At 47.3% G+C, this 25,570-nt stretch carries 20 protein-coding genes; 12 read left to right on the top strand and 8 right to left on the bottom strand.

Going from position 1 to position 25,570, the window contains the following annotated elements:
- Positions 1–16: 16 nt before the first annotated feature.
- Complete coding sequence (locus EV211_RS05430) at positions 17–1,780, top strand: carbon starvation CstA family protein (RefSeq protein WP_133528409.1); 1,764 nt, start codon at positions 17–19, stop codon at positions 1,778–1,780.
- Positions 1,781–1,864: 84 nt separating this feature from the next.
- Here the strand turns inward: EV211_RS05430 and EV211_RS05425 are convergent, their stop codons facing one another.
- Together EV211_RS05425 and EV211_RS05420 are read right to left on the bottom strand one after the other, a co-directional pair.
- Positions 1,865–5,770: a PAS domain-containing protein gene (locus tag EV211_RS05425; protein ID WP_133528408.1), complete on the bottom strand. Its 3,906-nt coding sequence runs from the start codon at positions 5,768–5,770 to the stop codon at positions 1,865–1,867.
- Between the two features lie 174 nt (positions 5,771–5,944).
- A complete protein-coding gene (locus EV211_RS05420) occupies positions 5,945–6,472 on the bottom strand; it encodes a PAS domain S-box protein (protein ID WP_133528407.1) in 528 nt (175 codons plus the stop codon).
- A gap of 213 nt (positions 6,473–6,685) precedes the next feature.
- Between EV211_RS05420 and EV211_RS05415 the strand changes: the two genes are divergently transcribed.
- The 6 genes from EV211_RS05415 (at position 6,686) to EV211_RS05390 (ending at position 12,790) form a co-directional block, all read left to right on the top strand.
- A complete protein-coding gene (locus EV211_RS05415; RefSeq protein WP_133528406.1) occupies positions 6,686–8,224 on the top strand; it encodes an ABC transporter permease/substrate-binding protein in 1,539 nt (512 codons plus the stop codon).
- Entirely contained in the window at positions 8,221–8,955 is a 735-nt protein-coding gene (locus EV211_RS05410) for an ATP-binding cassette domain-containing protein (protein WP_133528405.1), read from the top strand. Before EV211_RS05415 ends, EV211_RS05410 begins: the two co-directional genes overlap by 4 nt.
- Before the next feature lie 80 nt (positions 8,956–9,035).
- Positions 9,036–9,689: a DUF4878 domain-containing protein gene (locus EV211_RS05405; protein ID WP_133528404.1), complete on the top strand. Its 654-nt coding sequence runs from the start codon at positions 9,036–9,038 to the stop codon at positions 9,687–9,689.
- The gene (locus EV211_RS05400) at positions 9,686–10,321 is read left to right on the top strand and encodes a CHAP domain-containing protein (protein ID WP_133528403.1); all 636 of its coding nucleotides are present in this window, start codon (positions 9,686–9,688) and stop codon (positions 10,319–10,321) included. The genes EV211_RS05405 and EV211_RS05400 overlap by 4 nt, the downstream gene beginning before the upstream one ends.
- Positions 10,322–10,330: 9 nt before the next feature.
- A complete protein-coding gene (locus tag EV211_RS05395) occupies positions 10,331–11,356 on the top strand; it encodes a threonine aldolase family protein (RefSeq protein ID WP_133528402.1) in 1,026 nt (341 codons plus the stop codon).
- Between the two features lie 144 nt (positions 11,357–11,500).
- Positions 11,501–12,790, top strand: coding sequence for a GNAT family N-acetyltransferase (locus EV211_RS05390; RefSeq protein ID WP_133528401.1), 1,290 nt, complete (start codon positions 11,501–11,503; stop codon positions 12,788–12,790).
- Here the strand turns inward: EV211_RS05390 and EV211_RS05385 are convergent.
- Both EV211_RS05385 and EV211_RS05380 read right to left on the bottom strand, forming a co-directional pair.
- Positions 12,742–14,631, bottom strand: a complete 1,890-nt coding sequence (locus EV211_RS05385; protein WP_133528400.1) for a DUF975 family protein — start codon at positions 14,629–14,631, stop codon at positions 12,742–12,744. The two genes, EV211_RS05390 and EV211_RS05385, sit on opposite strands and share 49 nt — an antisense overlap.
- A 2-nt stretch (positions 14,632–14,633) precedes the next feature.
- Complete coding sequence (locus EV211_RS05380) at positions 14,634–15,845, bottom strand: metallophosphoesterase (RefSeq protein WP_166635378.1); 1,212 nt, start codon at positions 15,843–15,845, stop codon at positions 14,634–14,636.
- Between the two features lie 115 nt (positions 15,846–15,960).
- Between EV211_RS05380 and EV211_RS05375 the strand changes: the two genes are divergently transcribed.
- The gene (locus tag EV211_RS05375; RefSeq protein ID WP_133528398.1) at positions 15,961–16,515 is read left to right on the top strand and encodes a hypothetical protein; all 555 of its coding nucleotides are present in this window, start codon (positions 15,961–15,963) and stop codon (positions 16,513–16,515) included.
- Positions 16,516–16,560: 45 nt separating this feature from the next.
- Here the strand turns inward: EV211_RS05375 and EV211_RS05370 are convergent, their stop codons facing one another.
- Both EV211_RS05370 and EV211_RS05365 read right to left on the bottom strand, forming a co-directional pair.
- Entirely contained in the window at positions 16,561–17,214 is a 654-nt protein-coding gene (locus EV211_RS05370) for a potassium channel family protein (protein ID WP_133528397.1), read from the bottom strand.
- 19 nt (positions 17,215–17,233) lie between these two features.
- Entirely contained in the window at positions 17,234–18,574 is a 1,341-nt protein-coding gene (locus tag EV211_RS05365; protein WP_133528396.1) for a TrkH family potassium uptake protein, read from the bottom strand.
- A gap of 173 nt (positions 18,575–18,747) precedes the next feature.
- Between EV211_RS05365 and EV211_RS05360 the strand changes: the two genes are divergently transcribed.
- From EV211_RS05360 to EV211_RS05345, 4 genes are all read left to right on the top strand, one after another.
- A complete protein-coding gene (locus EV211_RS05360; RefSeq protein ID WP_133528395.1) occupies positions 18,748–19,620 on the top strand; it encodes a phosphoribosylaminoimidazolesuccinocarboxamide synthase in 873 nt (290 codons plus the stop codon).
- A 4-nt stretch (positions 19,621–19,624) separates the two neighbouring features.
- Positions 19,625–20,119, top strand: a complete 495-nt coding sequence (locus EV211_RS05355; RefSeq protein WP_133528394.1) for a hypothetical protein — start codon at positions 19,625–19,627, stop codon at positions 20,117–20,119.
- 377 nt (positions 20,120–20,496) lie between these two features.
- Positions 20,497–22,602, top strand: coding sequence for an autotransporter outer membrane beta-barrel domain-containing protein (locus EV211_RS05350; RefSeq protein WP_133528393.1), 2,106 nt, complete (start codon positions 20,497–20,499; stop codon positions 22,600–22,602).
- A 249-nt stretch (positions 22,603–22,851) separates the two neighbouring features.
- Complete coding sequence (locus EV211_RS05345) at positions 22,852–23,289, top strand: RrF2 family transcriptional regulator (RefSeq protein WP_330564571.1); 438 nt, start codon at positions 22,852–22,854, stop codon at positions 23,287–23,289.
- Between the two features lie 132 nt (positions 23,290–23,421).
- Here the strand turns inward: EV211_RS05345 and gap are convergent, their stop codons facing one another.
- Both gap and EV211_RS05335 read right to left on the bottom strand, forming a co-directional pair.
- Complete coding sequence (gene gap, locus EV211_RS05340) at positions 23,422–24,441, bottom strand: type I glyceraldehyde-3-phosphate dehydrogenase (RefSeq protein WP_133528392.1); 1,020 nt, start codon at positions 24,439–24,441, stop codon at positions 23,422–23,424.
- Between the two features lie 163 nt (positions 24,442–24,604).
- Positions 24,605–25,399, bottom strand: a complete 795-nt coding sequence (locus tag EV211_RS05335; RefSeq protein ID WP_133528391.1) for a hypothetical protein — start codon at positions 25,397–25,399, stop codon at positions 24,605–24,607.
- Positions 25,400–25,570 lie beyond the last annotated feature (171 nt).

Raw genomic sequence — 25,570 nt, 5'->3', positions numbered from 1 at the left:
GTGAAAGGAGTGTTTTATGAACGCAATAGTATTATTTCTGGTAGGCGCTGCGGCGCTTATCATAGGTTATGTTACCTACGGCAAATGGCTGGCAGGTCAATGGGGCGTAGACCCCGGCAAAACTACACCGTCACACACTATGGAGGACGGTTTGGATTATTGCCCGGCCAAGGCCCCTGTTCTGATGGGTCACCATTTTTCGTCGATAGCCGGTGCGGGTCCTATCAACGGCCCTATACAGGCCGCAGTATTTGGCTGGGTGCCAGTGTTTCTGTGGGTAGTCATCGGCGGTATCTTTTTCGGAGCCGTACATGATTTCGGCGCACTGTTCGCATCCATCAGGAACAAAGGGCAGTCTTTAGGCGAGGTAGTTGCTGACACTATGGGCAGCGGCGCCAAGAAACTCTTCCTGGTTTTTGCTTATCTTACATTGATATTAGTAGTTGCTGCTTTCGCGTCTATAGTAGCTAATACATTTATGGCCACATACAATGCAGATGGATCGGTCAATTACGCTGCCAGCTCGGCGAACGCGTCGACAGCTATAATTTCCCTGCTGTTTATTGCTATCGCCATAGTATTCGGTTTTTTGGTATATCGTAGAAATGCTTCCCTGGGAGTTTCGACTATCATAGGCATCGTTGCTATCGTAGCGATTATGGCTATAGGACTCAACTGGCATCCGCTGTACCTGAGCAATCAGGCATGGATGATCATCTTGGGCATCTATATTCTGGTAGCATCAGTCACGCCCGTCTGGATATTACTTCAGCCTCGTGATTATCTGAGTTCGTTTCTGCTGTACTTTATGATGGCAGTCGCTGCAGTCGGCATAATCGGCGCAGCCCTGACAGGACATGGAACCCTTGACATACCTGCATTTACAGGATTCAAGGACACTTTGTACGCGGACAACGGCTTCACCGCGGGCACATCACTGGGATATATGTTCCCTGCACTATTCGTAACAATAGCCTGTGGAGCCATCTCTGGCTTCCATTCCCTGGTAGCATCTGGCACAACGGCCAAGCAGATCAACAGCGAGAAAGACGCAAGGCCTATCGCCTATGGCGCCATGCTCATAGAGAGCGGACTTGCCGTTATTTCCCTTTGTGCAGTTGGCTACATCTGGAATTCATTTAAGACAGGTCAGACCATTACGCCGACAGTAGTATTCGCAACGGGAATTTCCAAAATGTGCGCTACTATACCGTTCCTGGCGGGAGCAGAGACTGTTATCTATGCCATGCTCATACTTGCAGTTTCAGTATTCTGCCTGACATCACTGGACACAGCTACCAGGTTGGCGCGTTACATGTTCCAGGAATTCTGGCTTGAGCCGGGACAGACCTGGCACGAGGCTAAAGGCTGGAGAAAGACTCTGACCAATCCGCTGGTGGCAACTGTGATCACAGTTATTGCGGGCATCGCCATGGGTATGACAGGATACGCCAAGATCTGGCCACTCTTCGGAGCCGCCAATCAGTTGCTGGCAGCCTTGGGACTTTTGACAGTAGCCACATGGCTAGGAAAAATGGGTAAGAACAATAAGATGTTCCTGTTCCCGATGGCATTTATGCTTGTGGTAACATTGACATCCCTGGTACTGACACTGAAGGGTAAAATAACGGAACTTTCTGTAGTCGCCAGCGGCTGGGGAATAGCTCTGACTGTGCTTGCAGTGTTGCTTATAATACTGGCAGTAGTACTTGCCGTTACAGGTATCAGGACGCTGATTGCGCAGCATGGAGAGAAGCAGAAGGAAGAACAGACAGCTTAGCACATAATTGTGTGAAGATAATATACAGTGTTATGGGGGCTTGTCCGATCAGATTTACGCTGATTCGACAGCCCCCCTTATTTATTACTGATTTCTGTATTCTCTGATATGATGCTCAAGGGACGTGTACAGTTTGGTCGGTTCAACAGGCTTGGTCAGATAATCGTTCATGCCTGCGCCCTTGGCAGCCTTCATATCCTCATCGAAGGCATTAGCCGTCATGGCTATGATAGGAATACCGGCGGCATCCGGACGCCTGAGTCTGCGTATTGCCGCTGCGGCCTCCAGACCATTCATGACCGGCATCCTTATATCCATGAGAACAGCGTCGAAATATCCGAGCTCAGACTGGCAGAACAGATCCAGACACTGCTTGCCGTCAGGAGCGTAGGTAACATCCATCTGATGATTTTCCAGGAGGCTGATGGCTATTTTAGCATTGAGCGGATTGTCTTCGGCCAAGAGGATGCGTCTGCTGTCGAGGCAGTAAGCAGCCTCGTCGGCAGATCCGAAAGTGTCCTCGTGAGATTCCGGAGCTATCTTCATATCCAGGTGAACGGTGAATTGCGTGCCTTTTCCCGGAGCGCTGATTACTTCAATGGTTCCGCCCATGAGTTCCACCAGACTTTTCACGATAGCCAAGCCAAGGCCTGTTCCGTGGGAGGCCCTCGGATCCATACTGTCCTCCTGCTCGAAAGGCTCGAACATATGCTGCTGGAATTCCTTGCTCATGCCTATACCGCTGTCGCGGATGATAAAGTCGTTTGCAATGGTCTCCTCGTCTATTATGGTGGTTCTGACAGTGATTTCCACCTTACCGCCCTCAGGCGTGAACTTCACCGCATTAGTAAGCAGGTTAATGAAAATCTGCTCGAACCGGATAGGATCCACATATACCGGATAGGCATGGGTGCTTTCATTGAAGACGAAAGTAATATGCTTCGCCTCGCAGAGCGGGCCTATCATAGTTTTCATATTGTTGCTGAATCTGGAATAATTATATGGCTCAGGATTCAGCGGCATCTTGCCGGCTGACATTTTCTCTATGTCCAGGCAGTCGTTAACCAGACCTAACAAAAAGTTCCCTGCGGTGTTTATGTCTGCGATGTATTCGGACATAGTCTCCGAGTCTGCGGTTTTGCTCTTGGCCAGCTCGGACAGACCGATGATGGCGTTCATAGGTGTTCGCAGGTCGTGACTCATGCGCGACAAAAAGTCGGTCTTGATTTCGTTGGCTTTTTTCACGGCTTCTGCTGCGTCGCCCAGTGCCTTTACACGTGCCTGCTCCTGCTTGTAGACATCTGTAATATCCTGACGTGTAATGATGACCTTGTTGATTGAAGACTCCAGATAAGAATATTGCATTCTTTTTCTGCTTTGACTTCCATCAGGATTTAATACTGAAAGATAGTGTATGTATGAGTCATTGGCTTCCAGTTTATCACATATAGTCTGTATGGAAGTATTTACTATAGAGGCTTCCACATCTTCCTTACAGGCATACTTGTGCAGATATTTCTTAATATCGACGCTATAGTCATCGGACTCTGCCGGAGGCATAGGAGAAGCTCCGGTGCCCTTTTTTACCTTGATAGAATAGGTATTGTTGCGGCAGTCGAGAAGGGCCATGTAGTCATAGTCCAGGCCGATAACAGCTTCGATCATTGAATGGCTGGCCTTCTGTTCGTCGATATCGTAACTGTAGACGAAGCACATAATATGACTGGAATCAGGCTCTGCAAATAACTGGCCTTGAGTATGAGCCCAGAATATGCGACCGTCCTTAGCGCTGCGTAGATATTCGAAAGAAACCTCGTTATGTCCCAGGGAAAATCTGTGCTGCAATTCATTCCTGCCAAATAGAGACCGGAACTTTGCGGCTTCGTTTTTATCAACGAAAAGCTCTGCAGTTGCGAGCATGGCATGATCATAATCGATGACTCTTTCCAAGGCTACTGCATCGGCGGTTTCCATATAGTAGTATTCTTCTTCTCCTGTAGAGAGATCATACATGCCCTTAGCTACCAGATCAGGGCTGTTGGCCGTATTCAAAGCCTGGAGCTGACGTTGGAATTTACTCTCGGTATTCTTCTGGTCAGCGATATCCATGGCAAGCAAGATGGATATTATGTGGGCCTTATGGCGATCGAACACCGGCGTTACCATTATCCGCGTCCATCTGAAGTTTGATTCTTTGGAAGGCTTGACAAATACATCCTTTGATATTGCGTCTGATTCGGACGTCATTACAGGGAACAGGCTACGGAAATCATCTATGCTGTCAGGATGGACCAGTCCCATTGATATTATAGATTCAGGCACATTATAAACCAGTTGAGCATCCTTATCATCAGCGCTCTTTTTCTCAGTTCCCAGTGCCAAACTGCCCTCCGTTACATTATATGTACTGGCGGTTATTCTGGCCGCATCCATGGCGTGACTCAGTATAGCTCTGTTTGTCTCTAGTTCATGCTGGGTCTTGATTTCTCTATCCACATTATAGAAATTGCAGTAGAGCAGCCTTCGCTTGCTTCCCTCTGCTGCATGGACATTCCCTATGAGATGGAACCATACATATTTACCGGAGCCGTCTATGACCCTGTAGATAGCATCGGCGTGATCATGACCTGAAATCAGTTCAGCGATAGATTCCTGAAGAATGTGCACATCTTCAGGGTGGATGGCGTCCAGATAACTGTAATCGAAATACTGGGATCTGTTTTCACGGCTGTCACCGAGCATAGTATAGAAACTGTCGTTGAGATACAACTGCTGGAGTTTACCGCCTTTGATCTCATATATACCTATGCCGCCGGGTACACTGTTGATAATGTTCTTCAGCCACTCGTTATGCTCCTGGAGCTGAGTCTGATCGAAGAAATAGAACAGGTTGGCGGATTTTCCCATCCAATCGATGGCGCGGCCCTTGACCTGGATATTTCGTTCGTCGCTGGTAGTGGTGTTAGTGTCGATTTCTCCGTCAATCTGAATCGCCTCAGACTGAGCTTTAATGAGGCTATAGTCGATTTCATTCAATAGGCCATCCAGGTCGTATCCGGCAGAACTAACTTCCTCCGGAACGTGAATCATATATCGGAAGGCCTGATTGCCATAGAGCACCCTGTTGGAAGGGTATTCCAAGACAGCCTCAGCTACCATTGAATTCTGAGAAATGTATCTGTAGATCCGGCTTTCATCAGAGGCCGGAGAGAGTATGCAGTAATATATAGGATATCCGTCTTCCTCACGGATCTTAACTGCTGATATATGAAGCCATGAGGTTTCTTCGTAAACGCCTGTGTAATAACGAAAATCGCAGTTGATAGGCGAGCCTATGGCAGACTTCAACAATACTTCTGAATCGTATAGAGCTCTGTCATCAGGGTAGACCATGTCGCGCAGGCCGCCTTGGGAGTTCATCAGAGCCAGGAGTTCATCCTTGGTTCTGTTGCCAAGATTGAGGACAGCATCGTTCAGGTATATGCACTTGACTTGATCTGCTCTTTTGAAAACCCCTATGCCTCCGGGCATGGCGTCGACCAGTCCCTTGATTATCATGGAATTCTCCACGTCCTTATTGACATCCATAATGACGCCGATAGTACGCAGACGCTTGCCGTCCCTGTCAGGGGAAACAACGCCGAACATTCTAATCCATCTGTAACTGCCATCTTTCATTTTAAGACGAAGCACGCAGTCGGATTCTTTATCAGGGTCCAGATTGGACTCGAAGAAGGCCTTGAGCGTATGAATGTCATCAGGATGAACAGCATTTAAAGAACCCGTGTTATTCAGTATGGACATGTTATTATCTTCGCTCATGAGATAATTTTTATATGACTCTGAGGCATAGAATTCCTCGGTGACATGATTCCACTCGAATATAGCGGCATTGGCACGCTCGAAGGCCAGCCGGTATCTGGAACGTTCCTCAGCAAGATGATCTGAAGCTTTCTTCAACTGAGTCATATCTATGGTGGTTGAAAGCATTATAGGATAAGGGGAGTCCTCCTGATCTATAATGGTGAAATTTCTTCTTACATATATACGTTCGCCTGATGGTTTGGTGAGCCAGTACTCTGTGTGGCTGCCTTTATTCTTGATTGCCTTGTGGACTGCTCTGCTGATTTTCTCATAGTCTTTCTTGCTAACGGCGTGGTTATGTTAGTGATCAGGATCCTTTTCATAATCTTCGCGAGATACTCCGAGCATATCGAAGAAAGCGCTATTAGTGTATAGAGGGATCCCCTCGGATCCGTGAAGCTCTATCATGGAAATACCGCTGTTGATGCTGTTGGAAATTATCTGTATCTGGGCCTCGGCAAGTTTCGCCCTTGTGATATTCCTGAAAGATGACAGCACCATAAACTCGCCTTCTATTTCTATTTTGGAGGCGTCCATCTTCACCCATATGATCCGGCCGTCCTTGCGGGTCAGTCTGTACTCGGATTCAGTATGGTTCTCGTACATGAGCTGCTCTTTACATTTCTGGACATCAGGAAGATCATTAGGGAGTATCAGCTTTTCTATAGGCTGATCCTCAAACCTGGAATACTCTTCTCTGCTATAACCGATAATATTGAAGTACTGATCGTTAAGATATTCGGATTCTCCGGACCCTCCGTAGCGGAAGAGGCCGACTCCGTAAGGAAGTCTGTTAAGGAGTCCTTCAAGTGCTGTCAATGCTATCATATCGACTCATCCTTTCATAAAATACACAATCATTGTTGTAAGTAAAAAATATACTTACTTAGATAGAGTCATTATAGCATAATAATACAGAATATTCACTAACTATTTATATCGTAAGAAACCGGATAATAAATTAAGTTCCCTCATCTGTCTGAATATAGTATAATGACATTACGAGATATCGTGTTCAGACAGATTTCGGAGGAATGCATTATGTTGATGGATATGTTAGAACTGTTCGTGACCAGGAAGGATTTCCTCTGGGATCTGACCTTGCAGCACATTGAAATATCCCTGGCGGCTATTGCCATAGCCGTGGTTTTCGGAGGTATCGTGGGCATACTCATCAGCGAGTACCAGAGCGCCGTCAAGCCGACCCTGGGAGTCATCAACTTCCTATACACCATACCATCGATTTCCATGCTGGGCTTTCTGATTCCTTTTTCCGGAGTCGGGAACGCCACAGCTATTATAGCTCTGACCATTTACGCCCTGCTTCCTATGGTGAAGAACACTCACACGGGACTTGCCAATGTTGATAAAGGCATACCGGAAGCGGCTAAGGGCATGGGCAGTACCCGAAGGCAGATATTATTCAAAATCAAAATCCCTCTTGCCATGCCGGTTATTATGGCAGGCATCAGAAGCATGGTCACAATGACTATAGCTCTCGCCGGTATCGCCTCATTTATAGGTGCCGGCGGTCTTGGCGTTGCCATTTACCGTGGCATCACCACCAACAATTCCGCTTTGACCATAGACGGCTCCCTGCTCATAGCACTGCTGGCCATCATAACGGATCTTTTGTTAGGAGACTTGGAAAAGCGTATGGGCCGACACACCAAGAAGATACACATGCAAAGGAAAGTTTTTGTTATAATTGCTCTGGCCCTGGTAGTCATAGTCGCAGCCTGCGCCATTAACGCAAGCCGCGGCAGCGATACCGTCAACATTGCCACCAAACCTATGACGGAACAGTACATACTGGGCGCCATGCTTCAGGATGTAATCGAGCAGGACACTGACCTGAAGGTCAACCTGACTCAGGGAGTCGGCGGCGGCACATCTAACATACAGGCAGGCATGGAGAGCGGGGATTTCGATCTCTACCCTGAGTATACGGGCACCGGGTGGAATCAGGTGCTGAAGCGGAAGGAACTTTATTCGGAATCCATGTTCGACAAACTGGAATCCAAATACATGAGCAAATACGATATGACTTGGGCCAGCATGTACGGTTTCAACGATACTTATGGCATTGCAGTCAGGAAGGAAGTGGCAGACCGCTACGGCATCGAGACCTACTCGGATCTTGCTGCTGTAGACAGTAACCTGACCTTCGGCGCCGAAGCCGACTTCTACGAGCGTGAAGACGGATATAAGGCTCTTTGCAGGAAGTACGGTCTGTCCTTCGGAAAGACCATGGATCTGGACATAGGCCTCAAGTACAAGGCTCTGGCTCAGAAGAAAATAGATGTAATGATAATCTTCACCACCGATGGCCAGCTTTCTCAGGCAGACGCCGTGGTACTGAAGGACAATAAGGGATTCTTCCCATCATACCAGTGCGGAAACGTCATACGGAACACCGTTCTGGACGAGCATCCGGAGCTGCAGACGGCTTTGGACAAGCTGACGAATATTATAACCGACGAGGAGATGGCTCAGATGAATTATCAGGTAGAGAGCCAGGGCAAGGAGCCGACCGATGTGGCAGAGAAGTTCCTGAAGAGCAAGGGGGTCCTGAAATGAGTATGGAAATAGAATTCAGAAATGTGGATAAATCTTACGGAGAAAAATCCGTCCTGAAGGACTTCTGCCTCCAGGTGGAAAAGGGCGAATTTCTGACTATTATCGGAACATCCGGCTGCGGTAAGACCACCATGCTGAAAATGGTCAACGGCCTCATAACTCCCGATGCAGGGGAAATCTTCGTCATGGGAAAAGACATAAGCAAAGAAGACCAGGTCATGCTCAGGCGTAACATCGGCTACGCCATTCAGGGCGGAGTTTTGTTCCCGCACATGACCGTCGAACAAAACATATCCTACGTGCCGAACCTCCTGAACAAAGGCGATAGGAAGCGTACGGAGAACGCCGTGGAAAAGTGGATGGGTATAGTCGGTCTGGACGATGAGATCCTGGGACGCTATCCGGCTGAACTTTCCGGGGGACAGCAGCAGAGAGTAGGCATAGCCAGAGCTCTGGCAGCATCGCCGGAACTTTTGCTCATGGACGAACCCTTCGGCGCCGTAGATGAGATAACCAAAGCCCAGCTACAGAAAGAGCTGAAGGAGATATACCGCAAGACAGGCATTACTGTACTTTTTGTTACTCACGATATTGCAGAAGCACTGACCCTGGGGACCCGCGTTCTTGTCATGGATCACGGCGAGATCCAGCAGCTGGCCACGCCGGAAGAACTTCTGAAAAACCCGGCTACAGACTACGTTGCCCGCCTGGTGGAGAAAGAACTACACTGAAACTTCATTGAATGAAACCGAAATCTGTATTATAATAGACTGAAAACTAAATTTTTAGACACTTATTATAGAGAGGCAATATGAATAAAAGATTTAAATCAATATGCGTTCTTACGGCTATATTGGTGACCGCAGCCATGATAACGGCCTGCGGAGGGCCAACACCGTCGGAGGCTGCCGGAAGTTTCTTCAAGGGGGTCAAGGCCCAGGACGCTAGTGCTATAGAGAAGGCCTATGACGGTAAGGCTAAGTGGGTAGGTACTGAGGACCTGGAGAGCGCCTTTTCTGTAGGCGATACCAAGCTGACCAAATCTCAGAAGAAGGTCATAAGCAATCTTACGGAAAGGCTTCTGAAATTCAGCTATCAGGTCACAGACGAGCAGATAGACGGTGATAAGGCAACAGTCAAGGTTACCTTCACTACATATAAATTTGGAAACATGATAACTTCTGTGTTTACTGATTTCAAGGCAGAGGCAGTCGATAGAGCTGTTGCAGGGAAGACATATACCGATAAAGACCTGACGAGGATGGTAATAAACGAACTGAAGGCAAACAACGCGACCCTGACTGACAAGAATAAGAAGAAGACAGTAACAGTGAATCTGAAGAAGACCGGCGGCAGGTGGAAGGTCACCAAAATGTCTGCGGAAGCAGTAGACGCCATGCTGGGAGGCATCGTCACGGCCCTGGAAACTATCAATGACGCGACAGATACGGGGAGTGAAGAATGATGCAGAAACGTAAATATAAAATTTCGAAAAAACGCCTGGCAGTTGACATAGTATGCCTAGCAGCAGTGCTGGCGTTAATAGCCTTCGGTGTCAACAGAGTATTCTTTGCGGACAAAGGCGATGACGTGACCGGCGTATCGGTAGAAAAAGAACTGACCACGGCTGTGGACGATACGGCTGAGCACGAGAAGCTGCTGGCCAAGGCCATCAAGGCGTCGCCAATGGTCAAGGCGGCTGTACCGAACATCGGATATAAAGGTGGAAAGAAATTCTGGACATATTGCGGTTACTCGGGCCATATAGACTGGTGTGCATGCTTCGCCTCATGGTGTGGCGGACAGAACGGCTATATCGATGACGGCAAAATGGAAGAATTCGTATATGTGCCTTACGGAGTCAACTGGTTCAAGGAGAAGAAAAGATGGAAGGACGTGGGCTATAAGCCGACTTCGGGAAGTCTCATATTCTTCGACTGGGATGAAGACGGAACGGCTAATCACGTGGGGATCGTTGAATACTACCACGATGGTATAGTTTACACCATCGAGGGCAACCGCGACGACACCTGCATAGAAGGACATTATTCGTTAAACAGCAAGAAGATACTGGGATACGGTATCATCAATGAGTAGGAGGAGAAAATGATACATTTCGAGTCAGATTATCTAGAGGGCGCATGCCCGGAGATCCTGGAAAGATTAGTTGAAACAAATATGGATAAGACTGAGGGATACGGCGAGGATCCTTACTGCGAGAGCGCTCGCGACAAGATACGCAAGGCCTGCAAGTGTTCTGATGCTGAGATTCATTTTCTCGTTGGCGGTACTCAGACTAATATGACTGTCATCAAGGCTCTGCTGAAGACCTATGAAGGCGTCATGGATGCGCCGACAGGCCATATAAGCCAGCATGAAGCCGGCGCCATTGAGTTCACAGGCCACAAGGTGTTCCCGCTGCCATCAGAAGATGGCAAGATCAGTGCTGCAGAAGTAAAGAAATTCATGGACGATTTCCTGAAGGACGGAAACCGTGATCATATGGTAAGACCGGGCATGGTCTACATTTCTCACCCGACAGAGCTGGGCACCCTTTACACTAAGAAGGAGCTGACCGACCTGAGCAATGTCTGCAGAGAGTACGGCATCCCTTTGTTCATGGATGGAGCGCGCCTTGGCTACGGCCTTATGGCCACGGATACTGACGTGACCCTGCCTGACATAGCTGAGCTTTGCGACATATTTTACATTGGAGGCACCAAGGTAGGCGCATTGTTCGGCGAAGCCGTGGTAATTCCTAAGCCTGGCCTCATAGAGAACTTCTTCCCTATGATCAAGCAGATGGGGGCATCCCTGGCCAAGGGCCGCATACTGGGAGTGCAGTTCGATACTCTGTTCACTGACGACCTTTATATGAAGATATCCGGACATGCCATACACATGGCTGACAAACTGGAGCAGGGCCTCAGAGATAAGGGCTGCAGATTCTTCCTGGAGACGCCGACCAACCAGAAGTTCATTATTATGGATAATAAGAAACTGGAGGAACTGGGCAAGTCTGTGGTATATGAATATGTCCAGGCATATGATGATAATAACACGGTAATTCGTTTCTGTACCAGCTGGGCTACAGAAGAGAAAGATATCGATTTGCTTTTGGATTTAATGTAATTCATAAGCAATAATTAGTGTACTGGAGACCATTTATCACAATTAATGATAGATTCTTAAAATTTAACAACGAAGAAGTATCGGTTTTGTGCAAAAAACAATGCAACTCAATTGATATCGGCCTTTTTGGATGTTATACTATCTATGAAAGGTAAAAAAGGTGTGAAAATGAGAGAATTTGCAGAGATAAACAGAGCTTCCGTTGACGATTATCTGGATGTCTGTTTCAGCGCATATAAAGGCATGGGAAGGGTAGACGAGAAGCGGACTGAGTACTTGAGAAATAATGTGCTTGCCGATATAGACGATGCCTATGATTCTCGATTCTTCGGGTTGTATGAAAACAGTCAGATGATCGCGGCCATGAAGATCGTAGATCTTTCTATGAATATTTTCGGGAAATTGCAGCAGGCCACAGGGCTTATGTCCATGGCTATCAGACCTGAGTTTGTCAATGGAGAAGTGGTCAGCCAGATGATCAGCTACTTTGAAAGTTTTGTTAAAGACTCGGATTCTAATATAGCATTGCTGTTCCCGGGCAGCGTAGAGGTCAGTAAGAAATACGGCTACGGAAACGGCACCCGTATGGAAGAGTACAATATTCCGATCCAGGATCTGCCGGCTGCAGATGATATTTCCAAGCTGAGGTTCCTGACTAAGGAAGATTTATGGAACACGCTGAAATATCATGAGAATTTCGCAAGGCATAATCATACGGCTTTGATGAAGTGCATCCAGGAGATACGCGATATGCAGAATGACGCGGATATCCTCAGAATCAGTTATGTTGATAACGGACATATCAGAGGCTATATATCGTATAAATTCGTTGTTGATGAAGAAGGACAGTGTTTGTCCAGACATATCGCAGTAGATGAAATGGTCTATGAGAGCAGAGACATACTTAAATGCCTCCTCGGTTATCTTAAGATATACGCTAAGGATGCGGATCATGTGACCTTGGATACAGAAGAAGAGAACTTCACAGAACTTCTGAATATCAAGGAGGATGCTGATGCGCCAAGGGAACTGATAGTTTCTGATATGCGTGGAGTTATGGGCAAGGTATTGTCACCGATGAAGTTCGTGGCTCATACCAAGTACAGGAAGCTACCTTTGGCTAACATCATAGTTGAGATAGAGATCAGTGATGAGATGGCCGGAATGGACAAGGCCATGAAGCTTCGTTTCAGTGAGGACCGTGTCAACGGTTGCAGCAGATGGAGCGTCGCTCAGGCTGATGTAACGGCAGATGTCAAACTGCAGTGCACAGGAGCAGCCGCGACATCGCTGATGCTTGGAACTGTAAGACTGCCTAGTCTTATCAGATCAGGGCAGGCGAAGATCAGCGATTCACAATATACGCTGCTGCTTGATAAGTTGTTCTACAGCGGAGACGAGTGCGATGCAGAACCTGAACAACTGAATAGTTGATGATCATTGGCAGGCCGCAAGGCCTGCTTTTTTAATTCCATCATCATAGATGTTTCTTTATATGCCTTATAATCTGTTACGCCTTTGCCCATATTCGGGTGCTTGATAGAGTGGATCTGATCTACGGCGAAGAGCATTACCAGGCACAGGACCACAGGCACGACTATCTTCAGACTGATTCTGGAGAAGAGCACATCGTTGATCGGTCCGATCAGGTAAACTATGAGCATGCCTGCTATGGCGAAGACCAGCAGGCCTTCAGCGCAGATGCGTCCGTCCAGATTCAGGAAATATCCCGTATAATCCCACCAGCGCATTCCGTACTTTGCTTCTAGGTAATAGGAAGAACTGTATTCCAGAATGCCGCAGAGAACTATAGCTCCCAGAAATTCAACTACAGGGAACTTACGGAATTTACTCAGCAACACAAGTACGATGATCCCTCCGTAGCCATAGATCGGCAGCCACGGTCCGAATAAGGTACCGCGGTTGACGAATTCGCCGTCTTGAATAAGGTGGAGACTGACCTCCCAGCACCAGCCCAGGAAGGAGAACAGGAAGAACATGAGCAGCAGGTTCCATACAGTATAACTGCGCAGGAACATTATCTTACCGGCCAGGAAATCATCCCTGTGATCATACAGTGGATTGAGTCTTGACGGATAAGCCAGACCCTCCAGGCAGTTTTTATTCCGCCTGATCTGGAATTTCCGGCCTTCGATTTCCTGATAGGCGTTCTTAGTCTTAGTGCGGCCCAGCCAGATACCCAGCCAGTCGGCTATTAGTTTCTGGATAACATTGATGGTGATAGCGTTATCTTCTATGTAGTCAATTTCCTTGACGGTGTCAGAGTAAGCGGCCGTCAGGGCTGTGTCAGGGGCTTTAACAAAGAGATACTCGTCGTTGAGTTTCTCGGCGCCCGGCAGGTTGTTCTCCTTGGCTACGGCGCGCATGTCCATGTAATATTCGCAGAATGTGGACAGCTTGTAAGGAATCACATAGAGAATACTCACGAGGCCTAAAGTCGCAGCAGAGAGAATATACCATCCTATGAAGGACAGTTCGTATTTGAAGCATTCCCACTTGTGGCCATACATCATTTTCCGGGAAAGGTTAATTGCCTCACGCGGCCTGATATCCGGATTCTCTGCAACGATATAAGGTACCAGATAATAGGAATAGTGCTTGATGACACCTCCTATTATAGTGAGATCCCAGAGAAACTGGAATATATAGGTCACGAATACCGTCATCGATGCCCTGAACCATCGGCGTACAGACAGAAGATGGATGGCCCGTTGCAGAGGCACATATTTATATGTCCTTGCTTCCAGAAACATCCTCCTCATAATGACCTTGTAAACATTCATTAGAAAGATCCATATACACAGATAGAAAAACAGACTGATGATCACGAATATGACTGAAACAGCCTTGTCAGAATTAGTTATGGAATTCAGCGCCGAAGCAAATTTCAGGTAAAGCTGGCCCGAAGAAACACTGTTGGCCAGTCTGGCCAGAGAACCTCTGGAACGGCCTACGATCTTACCGTTATAATCCTTGGATCTGTAGTTTTCCAGTATCTTATTGGATTCAGTCTTTCCGGCCTTGATGTTATTATTGTAAATATCATTGAGAACATCGCTGGCATTATCCTTCATGAAGGGCGCCGATGTGCTGCTCTGAGTAGCCGTAGTCGTGTCGATCTTATTGAAGAGACTGCCGGAGGAATTGAACTCAGTTCCCCAGAACACAGCCAGAAGACACAGTATCAGCAGAAGAAAATAGTGGTGTTTGACTGTTGAACGACCCCGTCGTTTTAATTCTTTGATAGGTTCCATAATCAATTTCCTTTCCTAATAGTTAACTTAAATGTGAAATCTACCACAGCGATCTCGCTGTGAGTGCCAATGCGCATAGGAGGTCCGTAGTAGCCTACGCCGGAGGTGGTCAGGGTGGTGACCCCGTCGATGACACGAACGCCGTAAGGGTTCTGGCTCAGAAATCTGACAACCAGATTCCCCGGGAATATCTGTCCGTCATGGGTGTGGCCGCTGAAGACGAAGTCCGCGCCTGCGTCGTAAATGTTCGCAAAGTCCATGGGTTCGTGTTCCAGCACAAAAACAGGCTTGGTGGTGTCTTTGCCAAGGATAAGTGACTGTATGCCAGCTCTTTCGGCAGTGCCGTCGCCAGCCTTTTCCCCGTCCCGTCTGCCGGCAAGTATGACATTGCCGCCGGCGATGCTGACAGTACGGTCGTCCAGTATTTTGAAGCCGCAGTCCTTCAGGAAGGCCGTGACCTTGGGATTTCTGTAGGAGTGAGAAGAATCGGTTATAGCGAAGCCGCCGAAGAGCGTTTCTTCTACATCGTGATTTCCGTAAACTGCGTAGACGCCATACCTGGACTTGATGCCTGATAATATTTCGGAGTATATCTGCGGATCCTTCAGTGAATTGTAGGTACTGTTGAATATATCACCGCCTACAAGGACCAGATCCGGCTTCTGAGCGTTGATTTTCCCTACGAGAGATCTGTACAGGGATGGGTCCGAATTGCTTCCAAGATGGAAGTCTGCCACCAGGACGACCCTCATGTGTTTAACATTTCCCGCGTCCTTGTTAATCGTTGCTTTATAGTTGGTCGTGTAAATATCCTGAGCGTTGAGAATGCCGTAGAAATTCAAACTCACAGTAAGGAACACCATCAGAGGCAAAGCCACCCAGGCCCAGTGCCGAGGCAGTCCGCTGCATTTGCCACGAGAGGCCAGCCTTATGAGCAAGCGCAGGATCTGCGCTATGAGCAGAAAGCCTGTAAAATAAATATAGAAACCCAGCCACAGATTTCCTGCGGCTGCAAGTTGCGTTTTCAGCTGGTCATCGGGTAGATAAGCTCCGGAAACCGGAAGGAGGGCAAGCAAAACATACACTATATAGAAGACTATCCTCTTGACTCTGCTGTGATAGCTGTGAAAACAGCGTCTCAGCCAGAAGTCGGTCTGGACAGCAGTATAGATGTTGATCACCACATAGGTTGTGAGCAGTAGAGCTGTTATCATAGGCATCCTTTCTGCTTTTAAGTTTATTCGATTTTACTATAACTTCATCTAAAATACAATAAAAACACAGTCCCCTGTGATATAATGATTAACATATTGTTGGGAGGTCAATTAGATGGATAGAAGCATTTTCTATGGAAATATAATGTTGATAGTCTGCATAGGCATATACCTGTTATGGTGGGCTCTGGCTTTTAAGCCGGAAGCTGAAGAGGTTACTACCAGAAACGGGGTCATCATAATCATCGCTGCCATAGTCGGCATCATAGGAATCATAGTTATGGTCAAGGGCATAAGATCCGTCCCTGAAGGCGGGGAACTGTTCTCTAATAAATGGGTCATTATAATCGGCGTAGCTGCCTATGTAGCCCTGTTCCTGTTTTCATGGTTTGTCTTTAAAAGACAGGTCACCACAGAGCTTTTGCTTATAGTCGGCTGGACGGTGCTGGAAATGATCGTAGTCAACGTAATGTATCAGTACGGCATGATAATGTCAGGCCGGGCGTTGCTGGTCATAACAGTCATCATCGCCGCATCCATCGTAGGCTTCATATGTTACCTTTTGTACTATAACCTTGAAGGAAACAAAGCTTACATCGACGGCATGATCCCACTGGTGCTGACAGGGGCCGTGACCGCATGGATCACCGTGCTGACAGCCCTCATATAAATTAGCGTATAATAAGAGCCGGTCCTCACGGGCCGGCTTGTTTATTTACAGTTTCTGCTTGACCATGTTGACGAAGTTCTTCCGGTCACCTGCAACGATGAGATGCTCGTCTAGGTTGAAAGTGTACATCTCCCTGTCCAGGGCACTGATCTTGTCCGCAGATTTATATGCGATGATGTTCACATGGTATTTCCTGCGCACATCTATTTCCTTCAAAGTGTGACCCAGCCATGACTTCGGCGGGGCGATCTCGAAAATGCCGTAGTGCTCATTCAGTTCCACATAGTCGAAGGCTTCCTTGACGCTGTATTTCAGCGCCGTCCTGTGAGCCATGTCACGCTCCGGATAAATAACATCGTCAGCTCCGTTTTGTAATAAGAACTTCACATGGAGATCGCGGTTGACCTTGGTGACGACCTTCTTGGCACCCAGTTCCTTCAGAGTCGATGTGATGACCAGCGATGTCTCCAGATCGTCGCTTATGCACACGAAGCAGATGTCGAAGTTGGCCACGCCCAGATCCCTCAGGACCACCTCGTCAGTGCAGTCGCCGATCTGAGCCGATGACACGTAAGGCGCCAGTTTATTGACGATCTTCTCGTCCTTATCAACGACCATTATATCATTTTTCATTTCGGCCAGACTCATGGTCAGATGTCTTCCGAATCTTCCTAATCCTATTACTAATAATGAACGCATTTCTATTTCCTCCTATTATCTATCCTAATGTTATCTTTTCTTCCGGATAACTTATTTTCGGTATTACTTTCTTGCGCACGATGGCCATAGCCACGGCGATACTGCCCAGTCTGCCGCAGTACATAAGGAACATGAGACACAGCTCTGAAACCGTGCCCAGACCAGACGTTATGCCCATGGTCAGCCCTACGGTACCCATGGCTGACAGAGACTCGAAGAAGCAGCTTTCCGAAGTCAGCTCCGGGTTCAGCATCAGCAACAGGAAGGTGCAGCAGATGACCAGGAATATGTATGAGGCTATAGTCGACAAAGCCTTGCGCTGGGCGTCGGCCGGCAAACGTCGTCTGAATATGCTCAGGTCGTTGTAGTTCTTGGCGTTTGAATATATGGAAAGCATCAGTGTAACAAAGGTAGTCACCTTGATTCCTCCGCCGGTGGATCCCGGGCCTGCGCCTATGAACATGAGCATCATGGTCAGGAACCGTCCGGCCGTGGACATGTCCGCGTATTGAACGGAGTTGAATCCCGCCGTTCTCGGAGATACCGAGGCAAAGAAGGAATTCATTATTCTCTCGCCGGCACTCATGCCCTTGAAGGAATAATTACCTTCTACAATGTAGAAGATCAGAGCTCCTCCAACTATGAGGCCTCCTGTAAATGTCAGCATTATCTTGGAATGGAGTGACAGCCTGTGGAAACTGAACTTGTGGTCGGCCATGTCGCTCCATACTATGAAGCCCAGACCGCCTACGGCTATCAACGCCATTATGGTTATCTCTATAAGTGGATCGTCTGCGAAGAGAGTGATGGAACTGCCCGGTTCGAACCTGCCCATCAGGTCGAAACCCGCGTTGCAGAAGGCTGATATGGAATGGAATATGCCGTACCATATGCCCTCGGCAAGGCCTACCTTGGGAACAAAACGCAGGCTGATAAGGAATGCGCCCATGGCTTCTATGACCAGCGTTCCCACGAGCATCCTGCGGATGGTTCTCACTACGCCGCCAATGTGCGACGAGCCAAGAGACTCCTGCAGCAGTGTCCTTTGGAAAATGGTTATTTTGCTCCTGGCAGCAAAGGCGAAAACCGTAGCCAGGCCCATGAAGCCCAGACCGCCGATCTGTATGAGTATCAGAATCACCAGCTGGCCGAAGAAATTGAACTGCGAATAGGTATCGACTACGGCAAGGCCTGTAACGCAAGTAGCTGACGTTGAGGTGAACAGTCCGTCTATGAAAGACAGATCCGCGCCATTACGACAGCTTATAGGCAGCGATAATATGATACCGCCGCAAAATATAATTAAAGCAAAGCCAACAGCCAATATCTGTACCGGCATCAGTTTTACATTTCTTCTCATTATCTTCTATTTTCCTCCAAAAACTAACCATTAAACGAATTATGATTGTACAACATTTAAAAATAAAGTCAATAGATTTTCAGAAAATCATTTATTCAAAAATATGTGGTAAATTAGGCCATTCAATGCTAAAATGTAATGTATCGTAAAAATAGATTATGGAGGTCGATAAAATGGAAGAATTTAAACCTGTAAAAGAAGGAAAAGTCCGTGAGATCTATGACAATGGCGACAGCCTCATAATGGTTGCTACCGATAGAATCTCCGCCTTTGACCATATATTGAAAAACCAGATAACAGACAAGGGAGCCATCCTGACTCAGATGTCGAAATTCTGGTTCGATTTCACCAAGGACATAGTTCCGAATCACATGCTTTCAGTAGACGTCAACGACATGCCTGAGTTTTTCAGACAGGAGAAATTCGACGGCAACAGCATGAAGTGCCAGAAACTTGAGATGCTGCCTGTTGAATGCATCGTCCGCGGTTACATTACAGGAAGCGGCTGGGAAAGCTACAAGGAGACAGGTAAAGTCTGCGGCATACAGCTGCCTGCAGGCCTTCAGGAAAGCGCCAAACTGCCTGAGCCTATATTTACACCGAGCACCAAGGCAGACATCGGCGATCACGACGAGAACATTTCCTATGAAGAAAGCATCGATGTCATAGAGAAGATCTACCCGGGCAAGGGGAAAGAGTACGCCACTAAAATCAGAGACTACACCATCGCTTTGTATAAGAAATGCGCAGAGTATGCTTTGTCCAGGGATATTATTATAGCAGATACCAAGTTCGAGTTCGGACTGGATCCTGCCGGCAATGTGATCCTCGGCGACGAGATGCTCACGCCGGACAGCTCCAGATTCTGGCCGCTGAAGGGCTACGCTCCGGGCCAGGGACAGCCGTCCTATGACAAGCAGTTCGTCAGGAACTGGCTGAAGGCCAACCCTGACAGCGATTATCTGCTACCGCAGGACATTATAGACAAGACCATAGGCAAGTATAAGGAAGCATATCAGCTTCTGACAGGCGAGGAGTTTAAATAGCAACATGGATAATTATGAATCAGGTAAAGAAGAAATAACTGAAGAGGAAACTGTGGATCCCGGCAAATACGAGGAAATGTGCCGCTTGCTGGACCAGTTCCAGGTGCCTTATTACGATGATGAAGTCGTGGATTATATCAGGATGTTCGACGTTATAGACGAGCTGACAGAGAGCAAGCTCGAGCTGTCACAGCAGGTATCGGCTTTTGCCAGCCTGAAGGATCTGGTGGCTGACGATGACAACTACGTGACCAGCCATGACAAGATAAAAGGGCAGTATGTCTTGCTGGAGGAGCTTCCTGCAACAAAAGGCAGGCTGGAGTATAAGGACAAGCTGTTCTTCGCTTTCTGCGTTTACGCGGCCCTGTCGCTGATTTCGGAAAACGACGATAAGAAGCATCATTACTTCGGCATAGCCGAGTTCGAATCCACAGAATACATCAAGTGCAAAATGGAAGAATACTGGGGTATGGACCCATATATGTTCAAAGTCAAATAATGCATATACGGTGCCATAAAATTTTTTCCTGAAAATTTATTTGAATCGAGATTTTTATAAAAAGCAAGCGTCTTAGTAGGTAATTAACCCAACCCATTAAGATTGCTTGCTTTTAGCATGCTAAAATTTTTGAAAATTCAGACCTATGCAATTTTGGTTATAATTATTATCTTAAATTTGGAATTTTACTGACAATTACTCATGAAGTAAACTGTGTGTAGAGTGTTTATTAGCTATTGGAATCCTGTTACGTAAATGAAGGAAGGAGGAGTATTCTGAACGTCAAGCAGGTAGGTAAACTTTGCAGATCATTAGGAATACTTCTATTTTTTCGGTAGATTTGCAATTATGAGCAATTGGATGAGAGGAGACTTTCAATGAATGGTAAATTAAAGACTATATGCAAAGAGGCAGTTGTTGTCGCTTTAGCAGTGGTAATGGTAGTTGGTTTTGGAATGCCAAGTCTTTCATATTTAGGCGGACAGAACACCAGCACCTCAAGCGTTTATGCTGCTGATACAGCAGTAGTACCTGCAGGTGGCGCAGTGGTTAAATCGATAGATACCAGCACAGATCCTGCAACGATAGCTTTGGATGACGGTACATCCGTAAGCTACGACAGTGGCATGACATTTATGTATGGCTCAAGCGAAGTAACATACGCAAGAGCTCAGAAGATCTCAGCCAGCGCATCAAGCGGCGGTGGCGGCGGAATGCCACCGGGAATGGGCGGAGCTACTAAGTCCCTTAAGGTGTACAATCAGTACTTCAAACCTGACAAGACTACAGTATTTGGCAGCAACACCAATAAGGTTGGAACAGCTAAGTTCCGTATCGGTTATTACATCACCAACGGTGGAGTAGACGGAGATACATCAGCTATCAAGAGCGGTATCACAGGCAGCACTCTTTCACTGGGCAAAGATGTAGTAGGCGGAACAGTTACTACATCAGACAATACTACAACAGTAGACGGTCTGGAAGTAAATTCATACAGCGACAACCTGAATCCACTGGTTATCCAGGGAACAGATTCAGCTAAGCAGACAGTAGCTAAGATCAACAATGCAACGATCAATCTTCTCGGTAAGAGCGATGGTAACGGAACAGTTTGCGACTTCAGCGGCTGGGGCGCGGCTATCTCAACATATGACAATGCTAAGACGATCATCGACAACGCAGACATCCATACAACAGGCGTAGCTCGTTGCGCAGTTGAAGGCGACGACGGATCAGATACTATCATCAAGAATTCTGATTTGGCAGCAGACGGCGGAACAACTTATTCCGGATATGAAAACAGTGCTAATACGGAATTAATGGTAGAGCCACCTTGGGTTCTTGGAATCGTTGGAAATGCAAGAACGACTAACCTTCTTGGTACTGCTTCAACAATGTCAGTATACAACACTACAGCATATGCTACTAAGTGGGGCGTTCTGTCAACAGACGGATGCAGCAATGTAAACCTGACAACAGTAGATTCTACAGTAAACATGGATCTCTCAGGAAACAATCTTACAGAAGACAGCGGCTACGGCACATATGCCATAGGTTCAGCACTTGAGAACTTCTACGGCACTACATTCAACGTATCCACTTATGGAACTATCTGCGCTAACGGCGAGAACGTACTGAACTACGCAGCTTCCAAGGGAACAATCAAGACTTACAAGTACAACACAACTACTAAGAAGTATGATACAGTTGTAAGTTCAACAACCGGTAAGAATAAGAAATCCACAGTCAATTCCGAGAACTTCGGCGTAGACATCTGGGGCGGCGGCACAGTCAACCTGAAAGATGGAACTACATTCAATACTGGAAACGCAGCATTCCTGGTTAAATCAGGAACAGCCAGCATCAATATCACCGACAAATCCAAGATCAATTCCAAGAACGGAGTTATCATGCAGGTAATGGATAACGAAGACAGTGCGGCAACTGATCCTGAAGGTGAAGGAATGACATTTGCACGTAAGTACTTCTCAGAGAAGAAAGGCTGGGCCGGTGAGAATGGTCAGGTCTACAGCAATGGAGACGGAAGCAAGAACACCAAGTCAAGCATCTCAGTCAGCAATTCAACTCTGAAGGGCAATATCTATAACGGTTCTGGATATCAGCAGCAGGCTGAGACTCTGACAGTTAATCTGAAGAGCGGCGCCAAGATCACAGGTAAGATCAGTGCTACAAGCATCAAGCACAGCACAGATGGCGGCAAGACTCAGAACAGATATATACCGCAGGGTAAATATTATCAGTTCGGACACGTTGTAAATAAGGCTTACTACAACAAGGCTAACAATGTTACAGTTAAACTTACAGGAAACGCAGTTTGGAAGGTAACAGGAACATCCATCGTTACTTCACTGAACGTAGGATCCAAAGCTAAACTCCAGGGTAAAGTTTATGTAAACGGCAAACTTACTAAGGTTAAGGCCGGCAAAACTTACACAGGAAAGATCACAGTTAAAAAGCTGTAAAATTAAACAAACTCAACTCAATTCTTACGAAGGGACCGCTGCCATGGCAGCGGTCCTTTTGCACGGTTCGCGGAATCGGCGGCGACATCGATATGCATTGCGATTATGTTCAGGACTCGACTAGTAAAGCCAAAATCCAGGCTTCTTTCAACCAAGATCGCCTCATAGGCCGATCAACCTACCATGTTGGTTGCTTAATCTCTCGGGAAGTGATATAATACCGTAAGAATAAGAAGAGAGGAAATCAACATGTCAATGAAAATATCCACTAAAGGCCGTTACGCCCTGCGCGTACTGATAGACCTGGCAGAACACAACAGCGGAGAATTTGTTCCATTGAAGGAAATCGCCGCACGTCAGGACATTTCAGAAAAATACCTTGAATCAATAATAGTAGTTTTCTCCAAAGCCGGCCTGCTCATAGGTCACCGTGGTAAAGGCGGCGGCTACAAGCTGGCTAAGCCGGCTGAAAACTATAAAGTCGGCGACGTCCTTCGCCTCATAGAAGGCGACCTGGCGCCGGTCACCTGCCTGGACGGGACCCATAACACCTGCCCGAGAGCAGCAGCTTGCAAGACTTTGCCCATGTGGCAGAAATTTTACGCCATGACAAATGAATTCTTCGACAGTTACACTGTGGCCGACCTGGCCGACCGCGGCAGCGCAGGTGATGACTACAGCATATAAAACAAAACCCCGACGGAAAAACTCCGCCGGGATTATTTTTGTACAAAAGGCTTGCGCCAGTTGCGCTCGCGCCGATTTGTTTGCGCTTACGCGGGTGTGCTTGCGCTAATGCCGATGCTCCCGCGTTTGCGCTTACGCCATGTTGGCCATGTATTTCAGCGTGCGGATCAGCTGCGCCGTGTAGCTCATTTCGTTGTCGTACCATGACACGACTCTGACCTCGTAAATGTGCGTGCCGCACTGCTGGGCGAGGGTCTGGGTGGCGTCAAAAAGTGAGCCGTAATGCATGCCGATGACATCGCTGGATACGATCTGCTCCTCCGTGTATCCGAAGGATTCTGTCGCCTCGTTTTTCATCATTTCGTTGATGCCGTCGACGGTGACTGTGTCGGTCATATCCTTCAGAGTCGCGTCGAGGATCGTGATGGAACCGCTGGCTACAGGCACGCGCTGGGCGGAACCGATGAGCTTGCCGTCAAGCTCCGGGATGACCAGGCCGATAGCCTTAGCCGCGCCGGAACTGGTCGGGACAATATTGATTGCGCCGCCTCTGGAACGTCTGAAATCACCCTTTCTTTGAGGGCCATCCAGAATCATTTGGTCGCCGGTGTATGCGTGGATGGTGGTCATGAATCCCGTGCGCAGCTCGCGATAATCGTTCAAAGCCTTGGCCATAGGCGCCAGGCAGTTGGTGGTGCATGATGCGCCGGAGACGATCAGGTCGTCATTTTTCAAAGTCTTATGGTTGGTGCCGTAGACAACGGTCGGAAGGTCGTTGCCCGCCGGGGCTGAAATCAGGACTTTCTTGGCGCCTGCGTCTATATGGGCCTGGGATTTTGCCTTGGATGCGAAGAAGCCCGTGCATTCCAGCACCACGTCGACTCCCAGTTTCCCCCAAGGAAGATTCTTCGGATCCGGCTCCTTGAATATCTTGATATTTTTGCCGTCGACGGTGATGGACTCGTCGTCGTACTCGACCGTGTGGTCGTGGTATCCGCCCTGAACGCTGTCGTGCTTCAAAAGGTAAGCCAGCAGGTCCGGACTGGTCAGGTCGTTTATTGCTACTACTTCGAATTCGTCATCGCCGAATACCAGCCGGAAAGCCAGTCTGCCGATGCGGCCGAAGCCATTGATTGCAAGTTTGATACTCATTGTTTGTCCTCCTTGTTATATCTTATTATTATGCTTAGATTTGCAAATTCGGTCTTATTATTATGCTTAGATTTGCAAATTCAGTAGCCACGGAAATCGTGGTTCCACTACTTTGACTATAATAATAGCATTTAATTGTGTAAAGTCAATGAGCCCCGGTCAATTACTCACCTAAAAACCACAGATGGATGATTTTGTCGATAATGCTCGAATCCAGGCCGCCCTTTTCATCATCGAAGGTGATTATCAGATTCCGCCAAGGTACGATGCCGGATTGAAGATAATCAAGATATTTCGGCATATTGGCGTGGACATAGCTCATATCTGAAGCCAGGCCGGCGTGTTCCCAATAGATGAGCCGCCGGTAGTATTCCGAATAGGCAACTATGTCCGGGTGGACATCTCTGCCAAAAAGTCTGAGGGGTTGTTCGTAGTGATAGGGAATGCCGTAATACAACAAAGCATCGCATATGTTGACTTCGTTTTTTGATCTGACTATATCGCCCTTGCGCGTTCGATGTATCAGGTCCTGGGGATAATCATGGGAAACCTCATAGGGCGTTTTCTCCCAATGCTTAGCATTGAGCAGGTCCAAAGCGTTGTAGCATTCATCGGGGAAAGTGGTCAGGCCGGCCGGCATTCTGGCGATGATATCATCAGGCGTATAAGGCTGAAGTCCCTTGACGGCCTGTTCTAATATAGGTATATTGTTCTCAAAAACCTTAACGGCCTCCTGACAAAACCGCTTGGCTTTCAGGGCGTTGATCTTATCAACGTCTTTCTTGCCGAGATAAGTGGGCGGTCTTCCACCGGGAAACCGTTGAGAATAATAAGGCCGGCCGTTTTTCATATTAGTCTTCAGCATTCCCTGTGGAGCGGTCTTCAAATCCCTATTAAAGTCACTGAGAAATATCTTCTCGTCCTCTAATTCTACATTTATAGTTTTTATGATGTCCATGTACCTTTCCTTCCATAAAATCGCTGTCGATTGAAATTCTCGACAGACATGTTTTCTCCCAAAACCGCTTATTCGGGTAAGCATCAAAACATAGGCACATAGGTAAAAAAACAGAGCAGTTCGCAACTGCCCTGTTATAGCTTACAGTGTTTGTTTACATTCTTCTGGAAT

This window comes from Aminicella lysinilytica (genome assembly GCF_004362975.1).
GTDB classification, from domain to species: Bacteria; Bacillota; Clostridia; order Peptostreptococcales; family Anaerovoracaceae; genus Aminicella; species Aminicella lysinilytica.
Note: the sequence above shows the minus strand (reverse complement) of the source record. Positions and strands in the feature narration are given on the sequence as shown.